This window comes from Belliella buryatensis, assembly GCF_900188245.1.
Taxonomy (GTDB): domain Bacteria; phylum Bacteroidota; class Bacteroidia; order Cytophagales; family Cyclobacteriaceae; genus Belliella; species Belliella buryatensis.
Genome location: NZ_FZOK01000006.1, coordinates 86,283 through 112,393, shown reverse-complemented (window position 1 = coordinate 112,393; position 26,111 = coordinate 86,283). Strand labels below are relative to the sequence as shown.

The 26,111-nt window shown below is 37.9% G+C and carries 20 protein-coding genes and 2 tRNA genes; 8 read left to right on the top strand and 14 right to left on the bottom strand.

Translation table 11 applies throughout. From position 1 onward, the window contains the following. Positions 1–2: 2 nt before the first annotated feature. The gene (locus CHB66_RS07735) at positions 3–1,352 is read right to left on the bottom strand and encodes an alanine/glycine:cation symporter family protein (protein ID WP_089239665.1); all 1,350 of its coding nucleotides are present in this window, start codon (positions 1,350–1,352) and stop codon (positions 3–5) included. Positions 1,353–1,583: 231 nt separating this feature from the next. Here CHB66_RS07735 and CHB66_RS07730 point away from each other — a divergent pair, with 231 nt between their 5' ends. Beyond that, on the top strand, positions 1,584–3,047 hold the full coding sequence (locus CHB66_RS07730) for a Gfo/Idh/MocA family protein (protein WP_089239663.1): 1,464 nt from the start codon (positions 1,584–1,586) through the stop codon (positions 3,045–3,047). Between the two features lie 41 nt (positions 3,048–3,088). Here the strand turns inward: CHB66_RS07730 and CHB66_RS07725 are convergent, their stop codons facing one another. The 6 genes from CHB66_RS07725 to CHB66_RS07700 form a co-directional block, all read right to left on the bottom strand. Further along, positions 3,089–4,480: a TolC family protein gene (locus CHB66_RS07725; protein ID WP_089239661.1), complete on the bottom strand. Its 1,392-nt coding sequence runs from the start codon at positions 4,478–4,480 to the stop codon at positions 3,089–3,091. Between the two features lie 6 nt (positions 4,481–4,486). Continuing rightward, the gene (locus CHB66_RS07720) at positions 4,487–5,839 is read right to left on the bottom strand and encodes an HlyD family secretion protein (RefSeq protein ID WP_089239659.1); all 1,353 of its coding nucleotides are present in this window, start codon (positions 5,837–5,839) and stop codon (positions 4,487–4,489) included. A 12-nt stretch (positions 5,840–5,851) separates the two neighbouring features. Then, entirely contained in the window at positions 5,852–7,552 is a 1,701-nt protein-coding gene (locus CHB66_RS07715) for a peptidase domain-containing ABC transporter (protein ID WP_089239657.1), read from the bottom strand. Continuing rightward, on the bottom strand, positions 7,542–8,222 hold the full coding sequence (locus tag CHB66_RS07710) for a TetR/AcrR family transcriptional regulator (RefSeq protein WP_089239655.1): 681 nt from the start codon (positions 8,220–8,222) through the stop codon (positions 7,542–7,544). The genes CHB66_RS07715 and CHB66_RS07710 overlap by 11 nt, the downstream gene beginning before the upstream one ends. A gap of 108 nt (positions 8,223–8,330) precedes the next feature. After that, entirely contained in the window at positions 8,331–8,855 is a 525-nt protein-coding gene (locus CHB66_RS07705; protein ID WP_089239653.1) for a hypothetical protein, read from the bottom strand. A gap of 4 nt (positions 8,856–8,859) precedes the next feature. Then, positions 8,860–10,509, bottom strand: a complete 1,650-nt coding sequence (locus tag CHB66_RS07700; RefSeq protein ID WP_089239651.1) for a M28 family peptidase — start codon at positions 10,507–10,509, stop codon at positions 8,860–8,862. Positions 10,510–10,648: 139 nt separating this feature from the next. Between CHB66_RS07700 and CHB66_RS07695 the strand changes: the two genes are divergently transcribed. After that, the gene (locus CHB66_RS07695) at positions 10,649–11,677 is read left to right on the top strand and encodes an alpha/beta hydrolase (RefSeq protein WP_089239649.1); all 1,029 of its coding nucleotides are present in this window, start codon (positions 10,649–10,651) and stop codon (positions 11,675–11,677) included. Positions 11,678–11,708: 31 nt separating this feature from the next. Here CHB66_RS07695 and CHB66_RS07690 read toward each other — a convergent pair whose 3' ends face one another. The 4 genes from CHB66_RS07690 to CHB66_RS07675 all read right to left on the bottom strand — a co-directional run bounded on the left by CHB66_RS07690 (position 11,709) and on the right by CHB66_RS07675 (position 14,941). Continuing rightward, positions 11,709–12,269 (bottom strand): 1-acyl-sn-glycerol-3-phosphate acyltransferase, encoded by a 561-nt coding sequence (locus CHB66_RS07690; RefSeq protein WP_089239647.1) that lies wholly within the window; start codon positions 12,267–12,269, stop codon positions 11,709–11,711. Continuing rightward, positions 12,266–13,069 (bottom strand): patatin-like phospholipase family protein, encoded by an 804-nt coding sequence (locus CHB66_RS07685; protein WP_089239645.1) that lies wholly within the window; start codon positions 13,067–13,069, stop codon positions 12,266–12,268. Before CHB66_RS07685 ends, CHB66_RS07690 begins: the two co-directional genes overlap by 4 nt. After that, on the bottom strand, positions 13,059–13,904 hold the full coding sequence (locus CHB66_RS07680) for an MBL fold metallo-hydrolase (RefSeq protein WP_089239643.1): 846 nt from the start codon (positions 13,902–13,904) through the stop codon (positions 13,059–13,061). Before CHB66_RS07680 ends, CHB66_RS07685 begins: the two co-directional genes overlap by 11 nt. Before the next feature lie 89 nt (positions 13,905–13,993). Further along, positions 13,994–14,941 (bottom strand): acetyl-CoA carboxylase carboxyltransferase subunit alpha, encoded by a 948-nt coding sequence (locus CHB66_RS07675; protein ID WP_089239641.1) that lies wholly within the window; start codon positions 14,939–14,941, stop codon positions 13,994–13,996. Between the two features lie 299 nt (positions 14,942–15,240). On the opposite strand from CHB66_RS07675, the gene CHB66_RS07670 reads away from it, so the two are divergent. Together CHB66_RS07670 and CHB66_RS07665 are read left to right on the top strand one after the other, a co-directional pair. Continuing rightward, positions 15,241–15,314, top strand: a tRNA-Asp gene (locus CHB66_RS07670). A 59-nt stretch (positions 15,315–15,373) separates the two neighbouring features. Continuing rightward, a tRNA-Asp gene (locus CHB66_RS07665) sits at positions 15,374–15,447 on the top strand. Between the two features lie 36 nt (positions 15,448–15,483). Here CHB66_RS07665 and galE read toward each other — a convergent pair. After that, positions 15,484–16,503 carry a UDP-glucose 4-epimerase GalE gene (gene galE, locus CHB66_RS07660; protein WP_089239639.1) on the bottom strand — a complete coding sequence of 340 codons (1,020 nt, stop codon included), beginning with the start codon at positions 16,501–16,503 and terminating at the stop codon, positions 15,484–15,486. 66 nt (positions 16,504–16,569) lie between these two features. Beyond that, on the bottom strand, positions 16,570–19,731 hold the full coding sequence (locus tag CHB66_RS07655; RefSeq protein WP_089239637.1) for a PKD domain-containing protein: 3,162 nt from the start codon (positions 19,729–19,731) through the stop codon (positions 16,570–16,572). Positions 19,732–19,907: 176 nt separating this feature from the next. Here CHB66_RS07655 and CHB66_RS07650 point away from each other — a divergent pair, with 176 nt between their 5' ends. Further along, on the top strand, positions 19,908–20,258 hold the full coding sequence (locus CHB66_RS07650; protein WP_089239635.1) for a MerR family transcriptional regulator: 351 nt from the start codon (positions 19,908–19,910) through the stop codon (positions 20,256–20,258). Further along, positions 20,242–21,357 (top strand): DNA-processing protein DprA, encoded by a 1,116-nt coding sequence (dprA, locus tag CHB66_RS07645; RefSeq protein ID WP_089239633.1) that lies wholly within the window; start codon positions 20,242–20,244, stop codon positions 21,355–21,357. Before CHB66_RS07650 ends, dprA begins: the two co-directional genes overlap by 17 nt. 90 nt (positions 21,358–21,447) lie before the next feature. On the opposite strand, the gene ffh is transcribed toward dprA, so the two are convergent. Beyond that, complete coding sequence (ffh, locus tag CHB66_RS07640; protein WP_089239631.1) at positions 21,448–22,785, bottom strand: signal recognition particle protein; 1,338 nt, start codon at positions 22,783–22,785, stop codon at positions 21,448–21,450. Positions 22,786–22,974: 189 nt separating this feature from the next. On the opposite strand from ffh, the gene CHB66_RS07635 reads away from it, so the two are divergent. Together CHB66_RS07635 and CHB66_RS07630 are read left to right on the top strand one after the other, a co-directional pair. Then, entirely contained in the window at positions 22,975–25,395 is a 2,421-nt protein-coding gene (locus tag CHB66_RS07635) for a hypothetical protein (protein WP_089239629.1), read from the top strand. Beyond that, a complete protein-coding gene (locus tag CHB66_RS07630) occupies positions 25,395–26,105 on the top strand; it encodes a class I SAM-dependent methyltransferase (protein ID WP_089239627.1) in 711 nt (236 codons plus the stop codon). Before CHB66_RS07635 ends, CHB66_RS07630 begins: the two co-directional genes overlap by 1 nt. Positions 26,106–26,111: the final 6 nt, after the last annotated feature.

The window sequence follows — 26,111 nt, the reverse complement described above, 5'->3', positions numbered from 1 at the left end:
AACTATACTTTACCCATTCTATTGAAATATTCTTTTGTGGCTGCTTTTACTTTTGGAGCAAGATATACAGTCGAAATCATCGTTGGAATAGCCATCACAGCATACATACCATCAATAAAACTTACCACAACTTCAAGAGAAACTACGGCACCCGCTACGATAGTCAATAAGTAAAAATAATTGTAATAATCAGCCTTCTTTGGGCCAAATAAATAAATAAAACATTTATGCCCATAATAAGAATAAGTAAACATGGTTGACATAGCAAAGACTAGCACTGCGATCATCAAGAGATACTTTCCAATACCCGGTAAAGCCATCTCAAAAGCAGATAGCGTTAACCTTACGCCATCATTTTCGGTGCTTTCCCATACTCCTGTCAATAAAATCACCAAAGCTGTCAGCGTACATACAACTATTGTATCAATAAATGGTCCTAGCATTGCAATCAAACCTTCCCTGACAGGCTCGTTGTTTTTGGAAGCACCATGTACCATTGGAGCTGTCCCAATACCAGCTTCATTTGAAAAAGCAGCTCTTCTTGCACCTAGAATAATGACCGCTCCTACTGCGCCTCCCATTACTGCCTGACCTGTAAATGCATCCACTATGATTAAATGTAACATCGCTGGCACATTGCCGATATATTGGATCAAAATGATAACTACAGAAATAAAGTAAACCCCCACCATAAATGGTACTAATCGTGAAGCCACCATTGCAATTCTTTTGATCCCTCCAAGAATCACTACTCCTACTATCAACATCATAGAAATCCCTAACACCCATTTAGTACTTTCTCCCCCATCCAAACCATTGGGAATAAAAAGTACAGAACGAAGTACTGCAGTAAGTTGATTGGCTTGAAAAATAGAAAGCAAACCAAGGACTCCGGCAACTGAAAATAAGATAGCCAAGGGCTTCCACTTTTTACCCATACCTTCTTCAATCACATACATCGGCCCCCCTTGCACTTCTCCATTGGAGTCTTTTCCCCGATACATAATTGCCAGGCTACAAGAAAAGTATTTGGTAGCCATTCCCACAAATGCAGACATCCACATCCAAAATATTGCACCTGGACCACCCATATTAATAGCGATAGCAACCCCACTGATATTTCCAAGACCCACTGTCGCCGCAATTGCAGCTGATAAGGCTTGACGAGATGAGATCTGACCAGGAAGGTTATGATCATCATATTTGCCTTGTACTAGCTTGATTGCATGACCTAGCCTTCTAAATGGTAAAAATCCTGAATAAACGAATAAAATAAACCCGCCTCCCATCAGTAAGACAAGCATAGGTGTGTCCCAAATCCAATTACTGAAATTAATAATAAAGTCTCCCATGTTGATTTTAAATGAATAGGCATATTAATGCCAATTTTCTGAAATTACAATTGTATCCACTGCAATCAGCTATATTCTCATGCTAGGTGGTTTTTCAATGTCGTATTGAATAACAACCTCCATCCATGTAAAATTGAAATATTTGAGATAAAAAAAACACCCAAAGACAAGGCAAAAAAATAAAAAACTCTAATTTAGAGATTGATCAAACCAAAAAACTTCTCTATTCAAATGAAAAAAGACAATAAACCCCAAGACCAAAACTCCAGAAGAAGTTTCATTAAAGCTTCTGCTACCGCATTGGCAGGATTCTATTTAGTTCCAAGACATGTGCTTGGAGGACCTGGTTTTATCGCTCCATCAGATAAACTAAGAGTAGCAGGTATCGGTGTAGGTGGGATGGGTTACAATGATGTAAGAGGAACTTTTAATTCCGGTAAAGCTGACTTTATTGCCTTATGCGATGTGGATGATACGAGAGCAAAAAGAGCTGTGGAGGATCATCCTAAAGCTAAATATTACAGAGATTATAGAGAGATGCTTGACAAAGAACATCAAAATATAGATGCCATCACCATCTCTACCCCTGACCACATGCATGCCATTCAAGCCATAGCTGCGATGCAGCTAGGTAAGCATGTGTATGTTCAAAAACCACTTTCGCATGATATTTACGAAGCAAGAGTTCTCACCCAAGCTGCCGACAGGTATAAGGTCGTAACACAAATGGGGAATCAGGGATCCTCTGGAGAAGGAGTCAGGAAAATGATGGAATGGTATAATGCAGGATTGATCGGAGAAGCTACCCGAGTATACTGCTGGACTGACAGGCCAGTATGGCCACAAGGAATACCATGGCCAAAGGAATCAGCTACTCCTCCTGCTGATTTGGACTGGGATCTATGGCTTGGAACAGCACCTCAAAAAAATTACGTAGCCAATTTGATCCCATTTAACTGGAGAGGTTGGTGGGATTATGGTACAGGTGCATTAGGTGATATGGCTTGCCATATCATGGAGCCTCCTTTTAGAGTTTTGGGATTAGGATACCCGGAATCAGCTGAGTGCAGTGTAGGCTCAGTTTACATAGGAGAGTTCCAGAGAGGTTATTTCCCAGATAGCTGTCCTCCTTCTTCTCACATTACTTTGAAATTTAAAAGAGAAGGCAAAGAAGACCTATCTTTCCATTGGATGGATGGGGGAATCCAGCCTGCTAGGCCAGAAGAACTCGGGCCAAATGAGGTGATGGGAGATGGTGGTAATGGAGTCATCATAGAAGGTACCAAAGGGAAAATGATGTGTGGTACCTATGGAAGAAATCCACAACTTCTCCCAACGTCTAAAACTGCCGAAATCAATGTGCCTGAAACACTTTATCGAGTTCCTAATGGTGATGCTGGTCATTATAATAACTGGGTAGAAGCTTGTATCGAAGGCTATGGAAGCAATGCTTACAATAATCTCAGTTCTCCATTTTCAATTGCGGGACCACTTACGGAGTCAGTTCTGATGGGGAATCTAGCTATCAGAAGCTATGATTACAGAATACCACGTACCACTGGTAATGGTTTTGATTATCCAGGCCGAGGAATTAAATTAGTTTGGGACGGGCCAAATATGAAAGTCACTAATTTCGACCCAGCCAATCAATTTGTAAAAAGAGAATACAGAGAAGGTTGGAAGTTGGGGGTTTGATCAGAAATCCTTAGCTGAATTTATTCAGCTAAGGATTTCTTTTACTCATCAAACCCAATCCCTGCAGCATTGAGCATTTTGGCGTAAGCAATCTTTCTTTTTGCCGCCAGATCATTTAGAATTAATCTTCCATCCAGCACAGAAACCTCCCTAGCATTGATCAAGAAAAGAGAGCTCTCTCCTATTTGAAATCGAATCTGCTCACCTTCAAGTAAACTCTCCAAACCCACAATATTTGCATTAAATACGCCTAATTGATCTCCTAGTGTTCTGAAATTATTAATTTCCGCTTCTAACTTTGCTTGAAGCTGTAGAAATTTCAAATCTCTATCATTTTGTTTAAAATCAATTTTTGCTTTGGTCAATCCCAAACCACCTCTTTCCTTTCTTAAGAAAATCGGAGTCATGATGGTGACACCCCACTTGTAATTATTTTCAAAAAAAGGCGCTTCATTAAATTGACCAACTGTCTCTGTCAGGAAATTATAATTCACTTTTACAACAGGCTTCAATTGCTCTGCTTTCCATCGACGCTCAATATCTAAACTAGCCAATTCAAAATCTGTAATCCTTATCACTGGATGATTAGCTACAAGACCTCTCAATGCTGCTTGATCGTAGTCCAATTCTAGAGGAGCTAATACATCCTGTGGAAATATCCCTTCAATCAAATTCAATGGCTGTCCTTCTTCATCCCACAAGAAGGTGCTCAAGCTTTGCGATGCATCTACAAAATCAATTTGTGCAGATTGGAATCTATATATCCTATTCATCACTTGAGTGTACGCCTCCACAGTATCGATAGCAGGCAAATCACCTTGTACAAAACTTTCTTTGACTGCCTCAAACCTAATTTGAGCTAGCTCTACGCTCTCCTCCAAAATCTTCAGATTCTGATAAGATGCTGACCAAAACCAATACGCACTAGTGGCATCTACATATAAATCATTGAGGAAAAGTTGCCTTTCTGACTGGGTCAAATCCTTGTAAATCTCGGCTTGCCTCAATGTAGCTCTTCTTTGATCAATCAATAATCCTTGGCCTAAATTGACGGATGCACCAGCTGCAATTAAACCATTACTTGGAACTGTTCTTTCCGCATTTAAGAAAGTTCCTCTATTTTGTTCAAAAACACCTTTTAACTCCACACCAGCCATAGTAGGAACAGAAATTCCACCTTCTCTCTTATCGTAATATTCAGTTCCATTAAACTGCTTATTATCATAATTCCCAAATAGCTTAGGATCAAATCCACCTCTGGCCATTCTGAGCTCTTGCTCTCCAAAACGTAGATTTATATCAGCTTGCCTCGCTACCGGATGATAAAACCTAACCCATTCTATATATTGATCAAAACTGAGTGTTTCCTGAGCTAAAGTAACTTGAGTTAGCAATAGTAAAAGCCCAAAACATAAACCTTTGAGATACCTCATGCTTGCTTATTTATTATCCTTGTTGGCAAGTTTTTCTTTTCTAGTATAGTAATCAGCAGGGAAACCATTAAGCTGTCGCCATATTTCATACCAAATAGGCACATCGTTAAGTAAGGCGATACCATCTGCACCAGAGCCAATTTTAAGTGCGTAAGGCCATGGGTCTTCTTCAGGATCCTCTACTACCAATACTCTGTATTTATTATTTGGACCAGCAAAATTATCAATTGCTACTACTTTACCTCCAAAAGTACCATTTGATAGCTGAGGCCAGCCCGAAAATACGATTGCTGGCCAACCGTCAAAAATAAATCTAACCTTGTTACCAGGTCTTAAAAGTGGTAAATCTACTGGTTCTACAAACATCTCTACAGCAAGTTGTGCATCAGCAGGTAGAATACTCAAAATCTGTGCACCTTCTTTGATTGTCTCACCGATACCTACTTGAATGGCTTGCGTAATATATCCATCCTGAGGAGCCAATATGTGCCTGAACCCTGTCCTAAACTCATAATTAGTAAATTGATTGGAGAGCTTCGTTGCGGCAGCTTCTGAATCAAATTGGGATGACATTGCGGAGTACATTTCTGATTCTGCTTTAGCAACTCTATCTCTGAAATCGTTATCAATAGCATTCAATTCAATCTGAGCAGCTATCAATTCGTTTCTAGAACTTAATAAATTATTTTCAGAGGCAATCAAATTAGCTTGTACTTCTTGAAACCTCAGTTTTCTTGTTTCAAAATCAGTAAGAGACCTCAAACCTTTTTCTAAAAGTTCCTCCGCTCGTTGCAACTGTTGTTCACCGATACTGAAATTAACTTTAGCCTGCTCAAAGCGGATGCTATCTGAAGTTACTTTCAATTCTGCCATTCGAAGCCGATTAGTCGCTTGTTCTTTTCTTAAAATATTATTTGATCTTAAGGCATCAATTTGCATTTGTTGTGCCTTTACTTTTTGCTCGTAAGACTTGGCTGATAATACTTTTGCATCAACCTGAAGTTGGGTTCTCTCCAAAAGTTGTGGATCAAAGTAGTCATCTTTAATCTCAGAAATCAAAAGTATTGTATCACCTTTGCTCACATAATCCCCTTCTGAAACATACCATTTTTCAATCCTACCTGCGATAATAGAATGTACCGTTTGAGGTCTTTGGTCCGGACGTAAAGCTGTTACATATCCATTCGACCTGACATTTTGGGTCCAAGGTAGAAATATAAACAATACAGTCCCCAACAAAAACCAAAGCATAACCCGCACTCTTTTTTTGCTCTGATCTGAAGGTTCAGACATGACTAAGCTTTTGAAACCTTCAAAAGAAACTTTCTTCTCGACGTTATTTCTTGAAATATTCAACATAGGGCTAGAAGATTAAAGGTTTTTAAATTCAAAATAAGCTTCACTTGGACCGTCAAAGACTACTTTACCATTGCTCAATTCGATTACTCTTGGTGCTTTCTTAAGCAAATCCATATCATCAGATATCATCATGGTTGTCCAAGGGCCTGCTAGGATATAATCTCCAATACTTTTCTTCAACTCAGGATCAAAATAAGTAAATAAGTCTTCTAGAATCAATGCCTTAGGGTTACCTACTAGACATCTAGCCATGATAATCTTGCTAATAATCTTTTTACTTAGGCCTTTTCCTTCAGGCATTAGCATAGTGTTTAGGTCATCGTTTAATGCAAAGACATATTCCTTTAAACCAACCAATTCTATAATTTCCTTCAACTGTTTGGACTCTACATCTTTGCCAAGCGTGATATTTTCATAAATGGAACCATGAAAAATAGATTGATGTGTCAAACTGTCTCCTACAAAGCTTCTAAATTTATCCAAATTCATCATATCAATCGGAAGTCCGTTGACAAAGATCTTACCCTTATATTCAGAGTATAATCCAGCCATAAGATACATCAGCGTACTTTTACCGCTTCCACTTGTCCCAGTGAGAATCACTTTTTCGCCTGTCTTCAAATGAAATGACACATCATCTAATATATTGATCTGAAGATCTCTTGATTGATAGGTTACATTTTGCACTTTGAACTCTAAACCTGTAAATTCACTTGTCAATGATTTATCAGTACCTTCTATTCTTTCAACAGGTAAATCCATGATTTGGCCCATTTTTTCAGTAGCTGTTAGGGTATCATATACAGTTTCCAGTGTCAAAATTAATTTTTCAACTGAACCCACGACTAATACAATAATAATCTCAGCTGCAACAAATTGGCCAATACTGATTTCATTATTAATCAATAGCAAACTACCTGCTACGAGCAAAGAACATACAATTAGAACTTTAAAAGCAATCAATATCTTGTATTGAAAAATCAGCACAGCAAAGTGCTTATTTCTAAATTCCACATAAGTTTGTAAAAGCTTGTCTACTCTCATAAAAGGAAGCTTAGATGTCCCTGCCAACTTAAAAGTAGCCATAGTCCTGCCTATTTCTTCAAGCCAATAAGCAACTTTATACTTAGAGGTAGATTCCTTCAAGGAGGTTTCCATTCCTTTGGGGCTGGTGAAATAGAAAATCAAAATCAATAATAGGATCAGAATAAACCCGAAGATGATGAAGAATGGGTGATAAAGTGCAAGCAATAATAAACCAAAGAAAACCTGTATAGAGGCTGTGGAGAAGTCAATCAAAATCTTTGCAAGCCCCTTTTGTAAATTGACTGCATCAAAAAATCTATTGACAAGATCTGGAGCGTGCTTATCATGCAAAGCATCTAATTTTAGCCTCGGAAGTCTATAAGCAAAACTGAACCCAGACTTGGTAAAGATTCGTTGTTGAAGTTTCTCAGTAAGATACAGCTGACTGATTTGGAGAAAACCACCAAATGAAATCCCAGCTCCTACTACTACAACTAGAATTACCCAAGATGTCGATATTCTTCCTCCTAAGATAAAATTCAATATGGCTTGAATGCCCAAAGGCAAACTTAAGGAGACAATACCATTGAGGATTGCGTAGAAATAAATAGCATAAACATCTCTCTTTTCCTCTTCAAGAAATCTCATAAATCTTTTCAGAGGAGTAAGTGCTACTTCAATTTTCATTTTCTATGGCTTTAAATACAAGTTTTTGGAAAAACTCCACTTTCTTACTATCCATGGGGTGAATATCAGTAAGACTTGGAATATGTTCTGAATAATAAGATTGTAATAGACTTGATTCCATTACTGTAGAAACCAGTGTTTTAGGGAATTCATAGTTTGGGTTTATTTCAAGAATAATATTCGCGATTCGCTCACCTAGCCTATTGTATAGGTTAAAGAAACCATTTTTATAATCAGCATCTACTTCTTTGGTCATATAAGCTTTGGTTGATTCGTCGATAACCAATTTTTTTAAAGAAATAGGATCCACATAATCATTGATTTTATAAATCGGACCTGTGACCAAAATCTTAATGGCAATTTTCAACCTTTCTTTTGGATCACTGAGATTTAAAGTGGATAGAACAAGATTTTGTTCCAAGAAACCCCAATACCACAAAGTCAAAAATAGCATGAGCTTGTGCTTATTTTCGAAATATCGGTAAATGGCGGCTTCTGTACAACCAATCCTTAAGGCTAACTTTTTAAAAGTAAAATTTTCAAGTCCTAACTCAGGAATCAATTCAAGGCTATTATTGACTATTTCCTTACCCAAATCAGAACTAAAAGGATCTTTCATGTAAATTTTCTCATTCACATCGACCCGCATGTTTTTAAGTAATTTTTCCATAATTTTTACCAAAACAAACTCTGTAACGATCAAGGTAATAAAAGAGTTTACAAAAATTCATTTTTTGTTTGTAATACTAACAAGAAATTCAAAAAACGGTCTTATTACTTATTGAAAGGCATATCCAATTCCTAACCCTATCCATAAAGGCCAAAACCCTTTGGTGTTAAAAATAGGGTTCAAATTGGTCCTCCAAGTAAACCCACCTTGCTTTGGAAGGTGTCTATACCCAAAGCTCATCACGCCCATCATATTAGGTGAGCCATCAAATGGCAAAACAAATTGAGTGAAGTCACTTCTAGAGTTTGGCTTAGAACTGCTAAATGCCACGAGAGTTAACCCAGCTCCCATTTCAAAATAACCTGGGCCTGGACCATATAGCTTGTTTACTAAAACAGGAAGTGAGAAAAACTTATCCCCCTCAAAAAACGCATAACCACCCGCGCCAACTCTCATACCCCAAGAATGAATATCTTTTTTGTCAAACCTGAAATCGTAATTGAATGAATATGGAAGTCCAGCACCTCCAAGTTCTACATAAACTGAACGATAAGGAATAAAGTCTTGAGACTTCAGCTGCCCAAAACTCAGGACAATCAATGCTATACCGAGAAATATTATTCTAAGATGCACAAACTTATTTGTTTAAATATGCCTCTCTAACCGCCTTAAACTCTGAACCTGGCTTCCATTGAGGCCAGTTAGAATCGTTGGCTAGCCTCCTTCCTACTTGATATAAAAGCTGCACATCATCTACTGCCCCATCAAGGTTCCAGCGACTTGGGTCATATTCATCAGATGGCTTGTGATAATATTTTGCAGTGTATTCTTCTTGAAGCTGCTTACCATATTCTTTTCCTTTTTCAAAATGATCAATACCAGTTCCGATATAGAGGGCTGGAATTCCAATTTTTGCAAAATTGAAATGGTCAGACCTGAAATAAAAGCCAGCTGATGGAGTTGGGTCAGGGGAAGCATATCTCTCCACTTTTTCCAATTCTTCAATAAGAATATCTTCTAATGTAGATTGACCCATACCAATCAAAGATACATCTTTCATTTTCCCGTAAGGATTGATGCCGTCCATATTGATATTGGCCACTGTCTTTTCCTTTGGGAAGATCGGGTTTTGAGCGTAATAGGCCGAACCCCATAGACCTTGCTCTTCAGCAGTTACTGCAAGAAAAGCCACTGTCCGATCTGTCTGAGCATCATTTTTAAAAGCTTTAGCCATAGCCAATAGAGCGGCCGTCCCACTGGCATTGTCTAATGCACCATTATAAAGGCTATCTCCAAATTCATCCGGCTTTCCGATCCCTAAGTGATCCCAATGGGCCGTATAAATAATCACCTCATCTGGAGCAGTTTTACCAGTAATTTTGGCCATGACGTTTTTGCTAGTATTATAGGAAGCACTTACTTCAATTAAGCTTGTAGCTTTCAAATTCATTGCAATAGGTTCAAAATCAACCTTCCGCGCTTTCGCTAGCATCTCTCTTTCATTCAATCCAGCCATTTCAAAAAGTCTATTCGCAACTGGCAAGGTAATCCAACCTTCAAAAGCAAGTTTGTAAGATTCTTTTCCCCTATCATCTAGGTAAAGTTTAGAAGTATTCCAGCTATTTTGCACCACATTGAATCCATAACCAGCTGGGATGGTATTATGAACGATCAAACATCCCAAAGCTCCCTGCCTGATAGCTTCTTCATATTTATAGGTCCATCTACCATAATAAGTCATGGTATTTCCCTTGAAAAAAGCTTCATCATCAGTCCCAAAACCTGGATCATTCACCAGAACTACTACGATCTTGTCTTTAACATTGAGCCCTTTATAATCATCCCAATCATATTCTGGTGCAACTATTCCAAAACCCGCAAAAACGAGTTCAACATCTTCGAAGCCAACGCTTGGATCAGTCCTTTGTGTCCAAATCACATAATCCTTCAATCCATCCAATCTTATTTTCTCTTTCTCAGAACTGATTGTCATCTGCGCTGCAGGAGTAGCTAGAATAGACACCATTGGTACTTCTTGAAAAAATGAATCTCCATTTCCAGGTTCAAGTCCAAGATTTTTAAATTCATTAACCAAATAGGAAGTAGTCAGCTCCTCCCCCTCTGTAAATGGCATCCGACCAAGAAAGTCATCTGAAGATAAGGTGATGATATGATCTTCTATGTCATTGACTTGAAATTGATAAGTCTCTGTTCCCTGATTTTGACAAGCATTAAAAAGTACCGTAGCTATGCTTAATGTTAATAAATAATGTATTTGAATTTTCATATGAGTTGAATTGAGCGATTACTCAAATGTAAAAAATATAGCGTGAAATATTATAAAAGTAAACAAAATTGAAAAGACTATCTTTGAACTATCAAAACATGAAATAGAAGTAACCCTTTTAATAAGTAACCCTATATTTATGCTTAAACGAATACTCACAATCATCATGGCCATTGCAATGCTACTTGCTATTGTTTATATGCTTGGCCCGAAGGCTGAAATCGAAGACTTGTCTGGGGAGTATCACCAAATCCCCACCGATCCAACACTCTTAGAAAATTACATCAAGGCAATAGAGGATACTGTTACTGGGCTGAAGCCTGGCACAAGTGCTAGAATAGTCTGGGCTGATTCTAGTAAGACTAAAACACCCTACTCCATTGTTTATATTCATGGTTTCGGTGCTAGCGAAAAGGAAGGTTCGCCAGTGCATGAACAGGTTGCAGAATATTTCAATGCAAATCTCTACTTGGCTAGGCTTCCAGAACATGGTATATCAAGACCTGATGCCATGAAACACCTATCAGCAAAGCTTTTACTAGAAGCAGCTAGGGAAGCTTACATGATAGGAAAAAGCATTGGAGACAGTGTGATCGTTATTGGAACTTCCATGGGGGGAGCATTGAGTTTGAATTTGGCTGCAGAAAGACCCGACATGAAAGCTTTGATTCTATACTCACCAGCAGTGGAAGAAGGTGGGAAAGCCTTAGATAGATTTTTTCAACCTTGGAATAAATACCTCGCTGAAAACTTCTTAATCAAAGACGGCATGCGCATCAATCAACGAGAAGGTGAAAAGGCTAAATACTGGTCAGAGGAATATCACTTGAATAGTTATGTTAGTTTGGGAGTTCTTTTAAGGAGTACTATGAACGAGCAGACATTCAAAAAAATCAAGCAGCCATTATTCTTGGGATACTATTATAAAAATGATCAAGAACAGGACTTTGTGGTGTCTGTGCCAAAAATGCTTGAAATGTTTGAATCGGTGAGTACTTTATCTGAACAAAAATTAAAATCTCCCTTCCCAGAATCAGGGGACCACGTGATCGCTTCAGAAATCACTTCAAAAGATTGGCAAGCCGTAAGAGATGCAACGATTTCTTTTCTTGAAAATATTGTTGGTATAAAAGCTAAAACTGAAATGGATTTGGCTAGAGTAAATTAACTTTAAACAAACTCACATTAAAAACTTTAAATCATCTAATTCCTTGCTCTGGATATTTGGCAGTTACGGTGCGCCCAAAAGCTTTCATTTCTTCGATTTGTGCATCCATATTACCGTCAGGCATAATGATAGGGCCTAATCCAGCTTCCTTCTTTTTATAGTCTAGATAACCAACCACAACAGGTACCCGAGCACCAAGAGCAATATGATAAAAACCTGATTTCCATTTGGGTGCATAGCTTCTTGTTCCTTCAGGTGTGACCATCATGACTAACTCATCAGTTTCTTTAAGCAAATTAATCATCAGCTCTGTATAAGTCTGCTTCTTTTTACCAGGAGTTCTTTTCCTATCAATGCCAATACCTCCCAAAGACTTGATCAACCAACCTAAAGGTCCTACCATTACTTCTTTTTTTATGGTAAACTTAACTGGTACATCCATCAAATAAAAGGCAGCTCTGGCATAAAGTAAATCCCAATTACTTGTATGAGGAATAGCTATTAAAACAGCTTTTTTCAACTCTCTTGGCCATACAGACACAAATTTCCAGCCCGTTAGCCAAAACACCACATTTGATAGGAACTTCATCATTTGACTTCTACTTTTTGTTCGGATTTCCCTAATGACCTAAACTCAGGGTTAGATTCTATGTATTCACATGTTGCCTTATATCCAGCTTCAAAAATATCTTTAGATTTTTTGATATCAAATACACCGTATTTTGCTAAGCCTTGAGGCTCTATGAAAAAATCACATTTATTTTTTCTACTATAAACATTATAATTCATGGACATGATTACTGTCCTTTCGATTAAATTCTTGATGTTTTTGATGTTATGTTCTTCTGGCAAATGATTACAATTGACTCCTATGATCACATCACAGACTCCATCATGGGGCTCGACTGGCATATTATTCAATACGCCTCCATCAACATAATATCTTCCATCAATTTCAATTGGGTCAAACATTCCAGGGATACAAGAAGACGCCATCACAGGCTTGATCAGTGGACCTTTAGAAAAATACACTACCTTCCCTCTTTTAATATCAGTAGCAGCGACTGTCAAAGGGATTTTAAGTGCAGAAAAATCATCAACAGGGAAATATTTATTAAAAAGCTCAACTACAGTATCCATCTTCAATATACCTGTCCAACTTATAGCTGGACGCATGAATTTGAAGTAATTAGTTTTGATAATAGCTTCGTAAATTTCTTCTGCTGTATACCCATTGCAGTACATGGCTCCAGCTATAGCTCCAGCGCTACTTCCACTCACTTGATCCGCTTTGATGCCATATTCGTCCAATGCCTTAATCACGCCAAGATGAGCAATGCCTCTTATTCCTCCACCGGAGAAAGCAAGGCCAATTTTTGGATTAGATTTCATTGAGTTGGAAAGTTTGATCTAGTCGGACACCCTTTTCTGTCATTTTCACGGTACAACATTCGAATTGTGGGTCGTGTTCCAAGAATATGATATATTGATTGGCTGCTGCCTCTTCCAAAAATCTTTTCTTTTCTTTTAAAGTCAGTAAAGGTCTGGTATCATATCCCATCACATATGGAAGTGGTATATGACCTACCGATGGAAGTAAATCTGCTGCAAAAACGATTGTTTTATCTTTATACCGGATTTTTGGAATCATTTGCTTATCAGTATGGCCGTCTACAGTAAAAAATTCAAATCCCTCAAAAAGCTGTGGTGATTCAATATCAAGAAATGCAAGCTGACCACTCTCTTGCATAGGAAAAATATTCTCTTCTAGGAAAGAGGCTTTCTCTCTTGCATTGGGTACAGTGGCCCAATTCCAATGATCAGCATTCGTCCAATATTTGGCATTTGGAAATGTCATTTGAAAATGATCCGGAACTCCATTTACATAACTCACTCCTCCTCCACAATGATCAAAATGTAGGTGTGTAAGAAAATTATCTGTAATGTCTGCACGGTCTAACCCTAATTGATTCAAAGAACCCTTCAGGGAAACATCTCCATGAAGGTAATAATGTGAAAAAAACTTTGCATCCTGCTTATCCCCAATACCATTGTCAATCAATACGATTCTGCCTTGATTTTCTACTAGAAGACATCTCATAGCCCATGTACAAAGATTATTCTCATCAGCTGGATTGGTTCTAGACCATAGGGTTTTGGGTACGACACCAAACATGGCTCCTCCATCTAGCTTGAAAAATCCAGTATTGACAACATGCAAATTCATAATTCTATTTTATCTAAAAACAAAAATCCCATAATAACTTCACCTCATTTTTCAATCATTCAGTTAAGTTATTATGGGATCAGAATAATTTATTCAACAACTACCCCCATAGAGCAGAATTTATCAATCCTTTGGTCAATTCTTTTTTCTGCTTTGATTTTATCCAGTTCTTTTAAGGCTTCTAGGATTGAAGTCTTAATCGTCCTAGCCATTTTCTTCATATCCTTGTGTGCACCTCCTAGTGGTTCCTCAATAATTCCATCTATTAGGCCATTCTTTTGCATATCAGGAGCGGTGAGTTTAAGAGCTTCTGCTGCTTGCTCTTTATAATCCCATGATCTCCAAAGAATAGAGGAACATGATTCAGGAGAAATTACTGAGTACCAGGTGTTCTCTAACATCAATACTCTATCTCCTATTGCAATTCCAAGAGCACCACCTGAAGCACCCTCTCCTATGATGATACAAATAACAGGCACCTTCAACATGAACATCTCTTTGATATTCCTAGCTATGGCTTCACCTTGTCCTCTTTCTTCAGCTTCCAAACCAGGAAATGCACCAGGCGTATCAATCAAAGTAACAATAGGCTTTCCAAACTTCTCAGCCATTTTCATCAACCGAAGTGCTTTTCTGTAGCCTTCAGGATTCGCCATCCCAAAATTACGCTCTTGCCTTTGTTTGGTATTCCTACCTTTTTGCTGACCGATAAACATTACTGTTCTTCCGTCCAAATCTCCTAAACCACCTATCATGGCTTTATCGTCTTTGACAGATCTGTCTCCATGTAGTTCTATGAAATCATTGGTCATTTCATAAACATAATCTAAGGCATAAGGTCTATCTGCATGTCTAGATAGCTGAACCCGCTGCCATCTAGTCAAATTCTGGAATGTTTCTTTTTTCAAAGCTTGTATTTTTTCTTCCAACGACTGAATATCAGCAGACAAATCAATGTTTCTACCCTTTGCCAAGTCTTTCATTTCTTGCAACTTGGTCTCAAGATCAGCAATTGGTTTTTCAAATTCTAATACCATAATAAGCGTTTTTGACTAAGGCAAAGATAAAAATAATATACCGATTAGAAACTTTTTTATATCGATGGTTCCATTTTAATCCCCCTAGAAAAATCTATTGCGAGAAAAAAAATCAGCATATAATACCTCAATCTACCATCAAATCCCGTCCTTTTAAAACAAAAACAAAACATCAATTAAATTTATCTATTTGAAAGTTAGAATTATACCTAGGTGCCAATCATTTTTTTTGATTGATTTTTTGCAATGAAAAGCCAAAATACTACCTTTGCATCACTTCAAACGAGAAGGTAACAAAAGGAGTGGTAGTTCAGCTGGTTAGAATGCCTGCCTGTCACGCAGGAGGTCGCGGGTTCGAGTCCCGTCCATTCCGCAAGGTTTTTTGTTTTGAGTTGCAAAAAATCTTTATCATTACAACAACTCAAAAATAATGGAGTGGTAGTTCAGCTGGTTAGAATGCCTGCCTGTCACGCAGGAGGTCGCGGGTTCGAGTCCCGTCCATTCCGCAGAGTCTCAAGTTTACACTTGAGACTTTTTTGTTTTTACTCAATCCCAGAAAGCCTTTTTTGCCAATTCCAGGAATCTCTTAATGAATCTTCTAGATTATATTGAGCACTCCAGCCAAGGACTGTATTCACCTTATTAGTATTTGCCCACACTTTCTCTATATCTCCAGCTCGTCTTGGTCCAATTTGATAATTGAGTTTTCTCTCCGATACCTTCTCGAAAGTATTGATCACTTCTAAAACAGTATTCCCTTGCCCAGTTCCCACATTAAAAGTGTCTATGAAGCAATCTGATTGCTTTTCAAGGTATTCTAATGATTTCACATGCGCATCTGCCAAGTCCAATACGTGAATATAATCCCGGACACAAGTCCCATCTTTGGTGTCATAATCATCACCAAATACTGTCAACTTCTCTCGAATTCCTACTGCTGTTTGGGTGACAAAAGGAATTAAATTAGCAGGAACACCCAATGGAAGTTCGCCTATTTCCGAAGAAGGGTGAGCTCCTATAGGGTTAAAATACCTAAGTGAAATTATTCTTGCACTAGCTTTACTTTTGATGTAATCATGAAGAATATCTTCACAAATTTTCTTTGTATTACCATATGGACTTTCTGCTTCTTTTCTCGGAGTACCCTCTAATACTGGTAATTCATCTGGTTGACCATATACAGTACAAGAAGAGGAAAACACAAGGTTTTTCACACCATGTTCTTGCATTACCTCCAATATCACAAGTAAAGAACCAATGTTATTGGCGTAATAAGCCAAGGGTATTTGCGTACTTTCTCCAACTGCCTTACTAGCTGCAAAGTGAATTACACCTGAAATTTGATTTTCAGAAAATATACTTTCCATCAAGGTACGGTCATTACAGTCACCTTCGTAGGTCTTAACCTCTCTTCCTAAAATGTTTTTTAGCCCTTTGAGAACACTTTTTTCTGAATTTGAAAAATTGTCGATAATGATGGGTTCAAAACCTGAGTTAATCAATGCTACGGCGGTATGAGATCCTATATATCCAGCACCACCTGTTATTAAAATGTTCTTCATGTGATTGGTTTAATGGTATGCAAGTATACACAGATTCATCAAAAGACCGAACTGTAAAGCACAAAACTATCTTACCAAAGTGAAATTACCACTCAATTGACCTGATTTAGGCTCACCATTTAAAATATAATTGTAAACCATGGAATATGAGTATGTTCCTATAGGAGCATCGCTTCCTTCAGTAGTCCCATCCCACCCTAAAGAGCCAAAATAGATCAACTCACCCCAACGATTATAGATGTTGATTTCAAAAGTCAAGGTACAATTTGAAACAGCTTGATATAGCCCTTCTTTAGGGTCGAATCCAGTAGGCATCCTTACTATTGGATCGTCTTCAAACATCTCACCTGAACCAAAACTAATACAGCCTCTGCTATCTACCACTGTAACATCATGAACACCTCTCGGCACACCAATTAGTAATGGTTGATCAGATCCATCTAGCGTCCAAGAATAAGAAAATGGCCCATTTCCTCCACTAGGCTCTGCAAATAACTCACCATTTGACTCACCCGGACAAGCTAACTTTTCTATCCTAACATCTACTTCCAAAGGTAGTGGAGACTCCACTGTAAAACTTACAGGAATTAAACATCCGTTAGAATCAGTGATTTCCAACTCATAATCTCTACCTTCTAATTCGAAAAGGCTAATCAAGTCTCCACTTATACTACTTGTCGGTAAATTAATTTGATATGGCGCTACTCCTCCCTGGACACGTATCCTTGCCTCTCCGTCAGCTCTTCCAAAGCAAGTGGTCGGGATAGTTTGAATCTCCCCATTTAATGCTAACAATGGTGGTTCATTGACTTCAATATTATCCAAAAGGATCTCACAGCCAAAACTATCTGTAATCAAAACACTGTAAACTCCAGCTGTAACATCTGGAGCAAGTGGAGCATTGAGGTTAGCATCATGCGACCATTCAAAAGTATACGGAGCAGTGCCACCAGTAACCGTTACACTGATATTGCCAGTCTCTTCGCCAAAACACAAAATATCTGTTGTGCCATCGATGACAGCATTGAAAACATTATTGATTATCACATTCAAAATAGGTGATTCGCCTTCACAATCATCATTGATCAAACTATACTCTCTATACCATAATTGCCCAGTAGTGCCTGGAATACTCCAGTTTACTTCTACAGTATTATTTTCATTTGAGCCAATTATATCCCCACCAATGATAAACCATTCATAGCCTCTCCCATTGACAAACTCTGCTACCGTGTATTCATAAATTGTGGTACCATCAAAACAAATATCTTCATCCCCAAGGGCAATTTTGGGCTGTATTTGGTTATTGATAACTACAGAAAGTTGAATCTCTTCTCCTGGACAACCCTGAAGATTGTAAGGTATTGCATACAGTCTAGCACTAGGATTGGCAGATCCCCATCTGATGGTAACAGTCTCTACCGTTTCATCGATGATTTCACCTCCTTCTACACGCCATTCAATTTTTGAAATTGGTTGATCAGAATCGATTGTGTAAATGATTTCATCAATATCTGGACATACGCTATTTGGCCCAATGATTTCTCTGACATATTCTTCAACTAATACTTCAAATCTAACTTCCTCTTGTTGATCACAACTATCATCACTTATTGATGCAGTCACTACTACTTCATAAGTTCCTGGACTTTCAAATTTGTGCTGAACTAACTTGCCTTCTTTTATTGGAGAACCATCTCCAAAATTCCAGGTGAAAAATTGAAAAATTTCATTCTCAGGATTTATTTCCCATTCAGCAGTTTGATTAAGACAAGCGACAGATTCACCTTCTACTTCAAAATCATATTCAGAAATAACTTCAAAATTCAGATTCTCTAAACTTGCTCCTACTGCGTAACCATAAGATTCGACATTACCAAAACCATAAACATATCCTATGAAGCCATCAGGATTTTCCAACCGATGTACCCCAGAGGAAATTTGAATTCGCGCATAAGAAAAATCAGGTTTATTTAGAAATGAAACAAATTCATTCCCTACATTCTGCCCATCTAAAAGCGTATTTTGAATCGATGCTGTCGCTGTTATAACATTTACATAATGGCTTGTAATAGATGGTAATTGAATAGCATTAAATGTGATTTCTTTAAGTTGTTGTTGATTGGGGCTGTAAGATATCATAAAAGGATCTCCGATATTACTACCAGGCCCTGGAAGATTACAATCCATACTTTTTGAAAAAGTTGTTACAGAAATAGGTTTATTCCCTGTTATAAATGCGGTTTCAGTGAAAGAAAAATCTAAGGTTAAAAATTCACCTCTATTATAGTTACCTCTTGGAACACCGTTTACATTAATTTCAGTATTATTTTCCGACACTAGCACTTTTACTAGTTCTCCAGATGTCCTTCCATTGAAAGGAATGTGTAAAAATTCATTTCCCCAAGTATTTACAGGGTAAGCTTGTTGGAAAAGATGGTCATTTGCCTGACCACAATCACCAACCTGAGTCCATTTATTCCCTCCAAAAACGGCAATGTTTTTACAATCATTTGCATTATCACCAATTACCCTAACTCTAGTCCCTGTGAGATCGTTTCTTGCCTTAAGTTGATAAGATTGTCCGCTATTCAAAGTAATAAGATAGGGCACATTTGCTGGCCTTCCTAAAGCATTTACACTTGGCGTAATTTCAATTTGTGTATTATTCTCTGTACCAACTACCAAAAGTAAACTTTCATTATTAATACTAAATCCATTTGCACTATTGCCCCTCGTAACTATTTCAAAGTGAGAAGTGATAAAATAATCTTTACCTAAAGTGGTTATAGGTAAAACAACAGTACCATCTGCACTACTTTGTCTCTCATTAAAAGCATATACAGATACGTTATTTGAAGAAGAAATTCTAACTCCCTTATTTTCTGTAACATCATTTGTTCTATGTAGAATATCAACATCTTCAATTTTGTATATAAATTCGCCTCCAGCAGGTATATTAAAAGTTATAGTTCTTCCATTATATTCTATTACACCTTGTGTTTGTTCTTGAGAAGTAATTAAAATAACTCCTAAATCTCTTAATTCAGGTAAAAAAGTACCAGGAATATTAGGATTTGGTCTCCTTGGAATATAATAATTCTCCATAAACCCTACCCAAAATTCCTTACCAACGGTAGTTACTTGGGCAAAAAGTTGATCAAAAGATGATAGGAATAATAAAAAGGTAATTATTAAAATATATCCTTTGGAGTAAAGGTTTTTCATCGATAAGTAATTATTTAGAAATCACGATTCAACATAAAGCTATTCTAAAATTTTTTATTGATTCTCAATTATTATTTTCTCAAAAAACTAGATTTTTTTGTTTGAAGGTAGATTGCCTTCTAGCTTTTGAAATATTTTATTAAATTTGATTTAGTAATCTTTTAAAAAATGCTGTCGTGCCATACAAAGAACGTGAAATAGAGAAAAAATACTTTTCAATTGGTGAAGTTGCCACAATGTTCAAGGTCGCTCCGTCTCTTATCCGATATTGGGAAGGTGAGTTTGATATGATCAACCCCAAAAAGGATAAAAAAGGGAACAGGAGATTTACCAAAGAGGATATTGAGAAAATAAGATATATCTATCAATTGGTCAAAGTAAAAGGTTTTACACTTCAAGGGGCACAGGAAGCCATCAGAAAAGACCAAAACAAAGTTTTTGATAAAGTTCATATGATTGATAAACTTCATCAAATGAAGAAATTTTTAACCGAAATCAGAGATTCCATGCATGTCAAGCCCGAATGAAACTACCCTTCATGAATTAGCTCTCAGCTTGGTTCCTAATATTGGGCCAGCCGTATTTAGAAGTATTCTAGCCTATGCAGGCGATGCAAAGGGATTCCTGAATATTTCCAAGGGTAAAGCATCCAAAATCTCAAGAATAAGCAATAAAGTTGTAGAAATCAGAAATCAATTTGAGAAGAACCTACCTATTGCAGAGAAAACACTTAATGACTGTTTAAAGAAAGAAATTCAAGTTAGTACTTTTTCATCTCTTGACTATCCACTAAGATTAAAAGGCATCGATGATTTCCCGCTAGTCATCTATAAAAAGGGTATTTGCGATCTCAATCCTAGCAGAAGCATAGGTATCGTGGGGACAAGAAGCTGTACAGAATACGGTCGCGCTGTGACAAAAAAAATCATCGAAGAACTCGCTCCTTATCAGCCTACCATTATTAGTGGCTTGGCATATGGAATTGATATAGATGCACATCGAGCAGCATTGCAAAATGACTTACCTACCATTGCTTTTATGGGGTCATCTGTTGATAATATTTACCCTGCTATACATAAAAGCACAGCAAAAGAAATGTGCCTTTCCGGAGGACTTGCAAGCGAGTATGCTCCAGGAACAACTATGCATCCAAGTAACTTCCCACAGCGAAATAGACTCATCGCAGGAATGTCCGATGCTTTAATCGTAGTGGAGGCAGCTATTAAAGGTGGCGCTTTGATCACCGCAGAAATAGCTTATGGATACAATAAGGAGGTTTTTGCAGTACCTGGAAACCTCCAATCTCAGCATAGTGAAGGCTGCAATAAACTAATCAGTAAGATGAAAGCGTCCATCTTCACAGGCGTAAGAGACATCGAAGAAGCTTTGTCTTGGTCTAAAGAAAACCCCAGCGAAAGTCAATTTAGCAAAGAAAAAAAATGGTCAATGCTCCCAGTGGAAGACCAGCAAATTCTAAAATTGATCAAAGAAAAGCAAAGTGTTGAAATAGACCAACTTGCCATGCTCACAGATATAAGTCTACCTTTGCTTGCTTCCAAACTCCTCAACCTCGAATTTGAAGGTATGATCAGATCTCTTCCTGGGAAAAGGTATAGTTTGGCCTAAATAAAAAAGGCTATTGCCATGCAATAACCTCTTTTTGAATTTTATTTATGAAATATTTCTTGATCTAATGTATATATTAGAATTAATAAATTATCTCCTTCCCATTTTGGGCATGATGTTGCCCAATGCTTTCTGGGCTCCACCCATTTTATTCATCTGCTTCATCATTTTACGCATATCACCAAATTGTTTCATCAAGTTATTCACTTCAGTGATACTTCTTCCGCTACCGGTTGCAATTCTTTTTCTTCTACTGCCATCGATCACATCTGGATTCTCTCTTTCCATCGGAGTCATACTTCTGATGATTGCTTCTATTGGTTTAAAAGAATCATCATCAATATCTAACCCTTTCATGGCTTTGCCCATTCCCGGTATCATGCCCATCAAATCTTTGATGTTTCCCATCTTCTTGATTTGCTCCAGTTGAGAAAGGAAATCATCAAAATTGAATTGGTTCTTTCGGATTTTGGCATTGATTCTTTTTGCTTCATCTTCATCAAAAGTCTGCTGAGCACGCTCTACCAAAGAGATCACATCCCCCATCCCGAGTATCCTCTGTGCCATCCTATCTGGGTGAAACACATCGAGATTCTCCATCTTTTCTCCTGTGGAGATAAATTTGATTGGCTTGTTGACCACGTGTCTGATAGAAATTGCAGCACCACCACGGGTATCACCATCCAATTTGGTCAAGACGACACCATCAAAATTCAAACGCTCATCAAAAGTCTTAGCTGTATTTACTGCATCTTGCCCCGTCATGGAGTCGACGACGAATAGCGTTTCTGATGGATTCAAAGCCTTTTTGAGTGCTTCGATTTCGTTCATCATCTGCTCGTCTACTGCTAAGCGGCCTGCAGTATCGACAATTACTGTCTTCTTCCCTGTTTTCTTCGCATATGCAATGGCATTATTTGCGATATCTAGGGCATTTTTATTTTCAGGTTCTGCATATACCTCTACACCTATTTGCTCACCTAATACTTTCAACTGGTCTATCGCAGCAGGTCTGTAGATATCACAGGCTACTAACAAAACTTGACGACCTTGCTTTTTGAGATAGCTAGCAAATTTTCCAGAAAAAGTCGTCTTACCAGACCCTTGCAAACCAGAAATCAAGACAACGGCCGGGTCACCTTTAATATTTACATCAACCTTGGTACCTCCCATCAATTTGGTCAATTCCTCTTGGGTAATCTTGACCAATAATTGACCAGGTGATACAGCGATCAAAACATCTCTTCCAAGTGCTTCCTCTTTAATAGTATCAGTGACTTCTTTGGCAACTTTATAGTTCACATCGGCATCGATCAAGGCTCTTCTGATTTCCTTAACCGTAGTTGCTACGTTGATTTCGGTGATTTTTCCAGTACCCTTAAGGGTCTTAAAAGCTTTATCTAATTTTAAACTGAGATTATCAAACATGCCGTCTATTCTATTTTGTGCAAAAATAGGAAATTATTTGTGAAATGGGCAGGGAGCTTCAAGCTTTTGAATTTCAGATCAAACAGAGTTAAGCAATTTACTGTAACTCAGGATATCTTGAATTTTAGCTATTGGAATCTTATTAATTGTTTAATTTGCAATTCAAATCTGACTTGTAAATAGAAAAAAATGCAAATCAACTTAAAAAAAGACCTTTTACCGCACCTCATCAGCATCGCTGTTTTCTATCTGATCACACTTTTTTACTTTTCTCCAGCTGTTTTTGATGGGAAAATTATCTTCCAAAATGACATTCTCCAGTGGGAAGGCGGAGCAAAAGAAATTCTCGATCATAGAGCTCAAACTGGAGAAGAGGCACTTTGGTCCAACAGCATGTTTGGTGGTATGCCAGCCTATTTATTGAGTTTTGAAATATCTGGAGACATTACCAATTACATTACCAAAGTATTTACTTTAGGTCTACCGCATCCAATCAATTCTTTATTCTTTGGCATGGTCGCGATGTATATCTTATTGCTGAGCTTCAAAGTCCGACCTGAGTTCGCTATCATTGGAAGTATCGCATTTTCTTTCAACACCTTTCATATCATCAGTATAGATGCAGGACACAATGCCAAAATCTGGGCAATCTGTTTGATTCCATTGATTCTTGCTGGTATCCATATGGCTTTTCAACAAAGGAAATTACTTGGGCTTGGAGTTTTCACCCTCGGACTTCTCCTCCAGCTTAAGTTTAACCATATTCAGATCACCTACTATACAGTCATCATTGTGTTTATTTACTTGATTACTGTGGTATTTGAGCATGCTAGGTCTAAAAATTTAAAAGAATTCTCAAAAGTAGCTGCCATCCTTTTGCTAGGTGCCTTCATCGCTGTCGGAGGAAATATCAGCAGATTTCTAAGTGTCTACGAGTACGGCCAATATTCCACAAGAGGCCCTTCCAATCTAAACACAAGCACTGATGGTGCAAAAGGCCTTGACAAAGATTATGCTTTCAACTGGTCTCAGGGAAAAGCAGAAACCTTGACACTATTAGTGCCCTATTTCTATGGAGGAGGCAGCAGTGAGGCCTTAGGTAAGGACTCAAAAACTGAGAATGCACTTCGATCCAATGGAGTAGACAATGCTCAAATCAGAGGGTTTATCCAAAGTGCTCCTACTTATTGGGGAGATCAACCAGGAACAGGCGGGCCGATTTATGGTGGTGCTATCATGATTTTTCTTTTTGTGCTAGGCTTGATCTATGCACCAAAAGGATACAGAAATGCATTTCTAGCTATGACCTTGACTTCTATCCTGTTAGCTTGGGGAAAAAACCTTGAGTGGCTCAATTACTTCTTATTTGATTACCTGCCTGGATATAATAAATTCAGGGCAGTATCGATGGCATTATGCATCGCATTGTTCTCAATTCCTGTATTGGGGATCCTAGGTTTAGAGCAGCTTTTTTCACAGCCTTTTGACAAAAAAACATTCAAAAACTTAGGTATAGCTTTGGGAAGTACAGCTGGCTTAGCTTTGATTTTTGCATTGATAGCGGGAATATTTGGCTTCAGAGCTCCAGTAGATACCAACTTGCCAGACTGGTTGATTGGTGCTATTCAAGATGATCGTAAAGCTCTTCTTAGATCGAGCGCATTAAAAAGCTTCGCTTTTATATTACTTTCTGCAGCTTTGATTTGGGCCGCTTTGAAAGATAAAATTTCTGTTCAAATAGCAGGCATATCTATGGCAGCCATCTTGACCTTAGACCTATGGCTGATCAATAAGCGCTACCTAAATGCTGACTCTTTTGAATACAACCCTTCAGAGCAATTCTTTGCAGCAACACCAGCTGACAAAAAAATTCTTCAAGACGAAGATTACTTCAGAGTACTCAATTTAGGAAATCCATTTAACGATGCCCGTACCTCCTATCGCTTTAATAGTATCGGAGGCTATCATGGAGCCAAAATGCGCAGGTACCAAGAGATGATTGAAAATGTCATCAATCCAGAAATCAATCAATTTATCCAAAAAGCACAAGCGGGAGATTTTGACTTTGAAAGTCTTCATGCTTTGAACATGCTCAATACCAAATACGTCATGGCTGGCCAAAATGAAAATGCAGTATTTGAAAATCCACTTGCCAACGGCTATGCCTGGATGCCTGAATTCATCAGACCTGTCAAAACGAATAACGAGGAAATAATGATGATTCCAGAAATCAATACTTTAATGGAGGCGACTGTCAATACTGACGAATTTGAGAATGTTACAGCAGGTGAAGGCATCATTTACCTCCGTCATCAAAGTCCGAACATCATGCGCTATGAAGTAGATGCCAGTAAAGGTGGATTAGTGGTTTTTTCAGAGATCTATTATCCTGCTGGATGGAAGGCTTTTGTAAATGGAGAAGAATCACCTATCATCAGAACCAATTACCTCTTAAGAGGTCTAGTTGTCCCATCTGGTCAGAGCAATATCGAAATGCGCTTTGAACCAGATAGCTATTACAAAACAAAATCCATCAATGTTGCTGCTCAATACATTTGGCTGCTCCTTTTTGTTGTAGGAATATTTGTAGAAATCAAAAACAAAAATTAATGGAGGTCAACAAAGAAAAGGTCGAAGGCTTTTATGATCAGTTTGCTGACCAGCAGATTAAGACAGGCGTCAATTCTAGACACCTAAGCATAATCAACAAATTGATTTCCTCAGGCTTGAAATCCAACCATCAGGTGTTGGAGGTAGGCTGTGGAATAGGCACTGTGAGTCAATTAATCGCCAAGCAGGTAAATGCTGGAGAGGTTTTGGCGGTAGATATCAGTCCAAAAAGTATAGAGAAAGCAAAAGAACTTTGGAAAGCCAAAAGCAATCTCAGTTTTGAAGTTTCTGACATGTCAGACTTTGAGAAAAAAGGGAAGACTTTCGATTACTTCGTATTCCCTGATGTACTCGAGCACATCCCTGTAGAGCAACACTCCACACTTTTTGCCAATATCTCAAAACACGCACATGAAAACTCAGTAGTTTTTGTACATATCCCTTCTCCAAGATTCTTGGAATGGATGATCAAAAATGAACCTGAAAAACTTCAAGTGATAGATCAGCCTTTGGATACATCAAAGTTGATTGGCGTATTGCAACAGTTTGGCTTCTACTTGGAAGAGATGAAAACTTATTCAGTTTATTACGAAGAAAAAGATTATCAATTTTTTATATTCAGAAGAAACTCAGCTATTGAAAAAACTACCATGAGGAAGAAAATAGATGTCTTCTTGGAAAGGTTAGCTTTTAAATTAAAAATTAAATAGAAAATC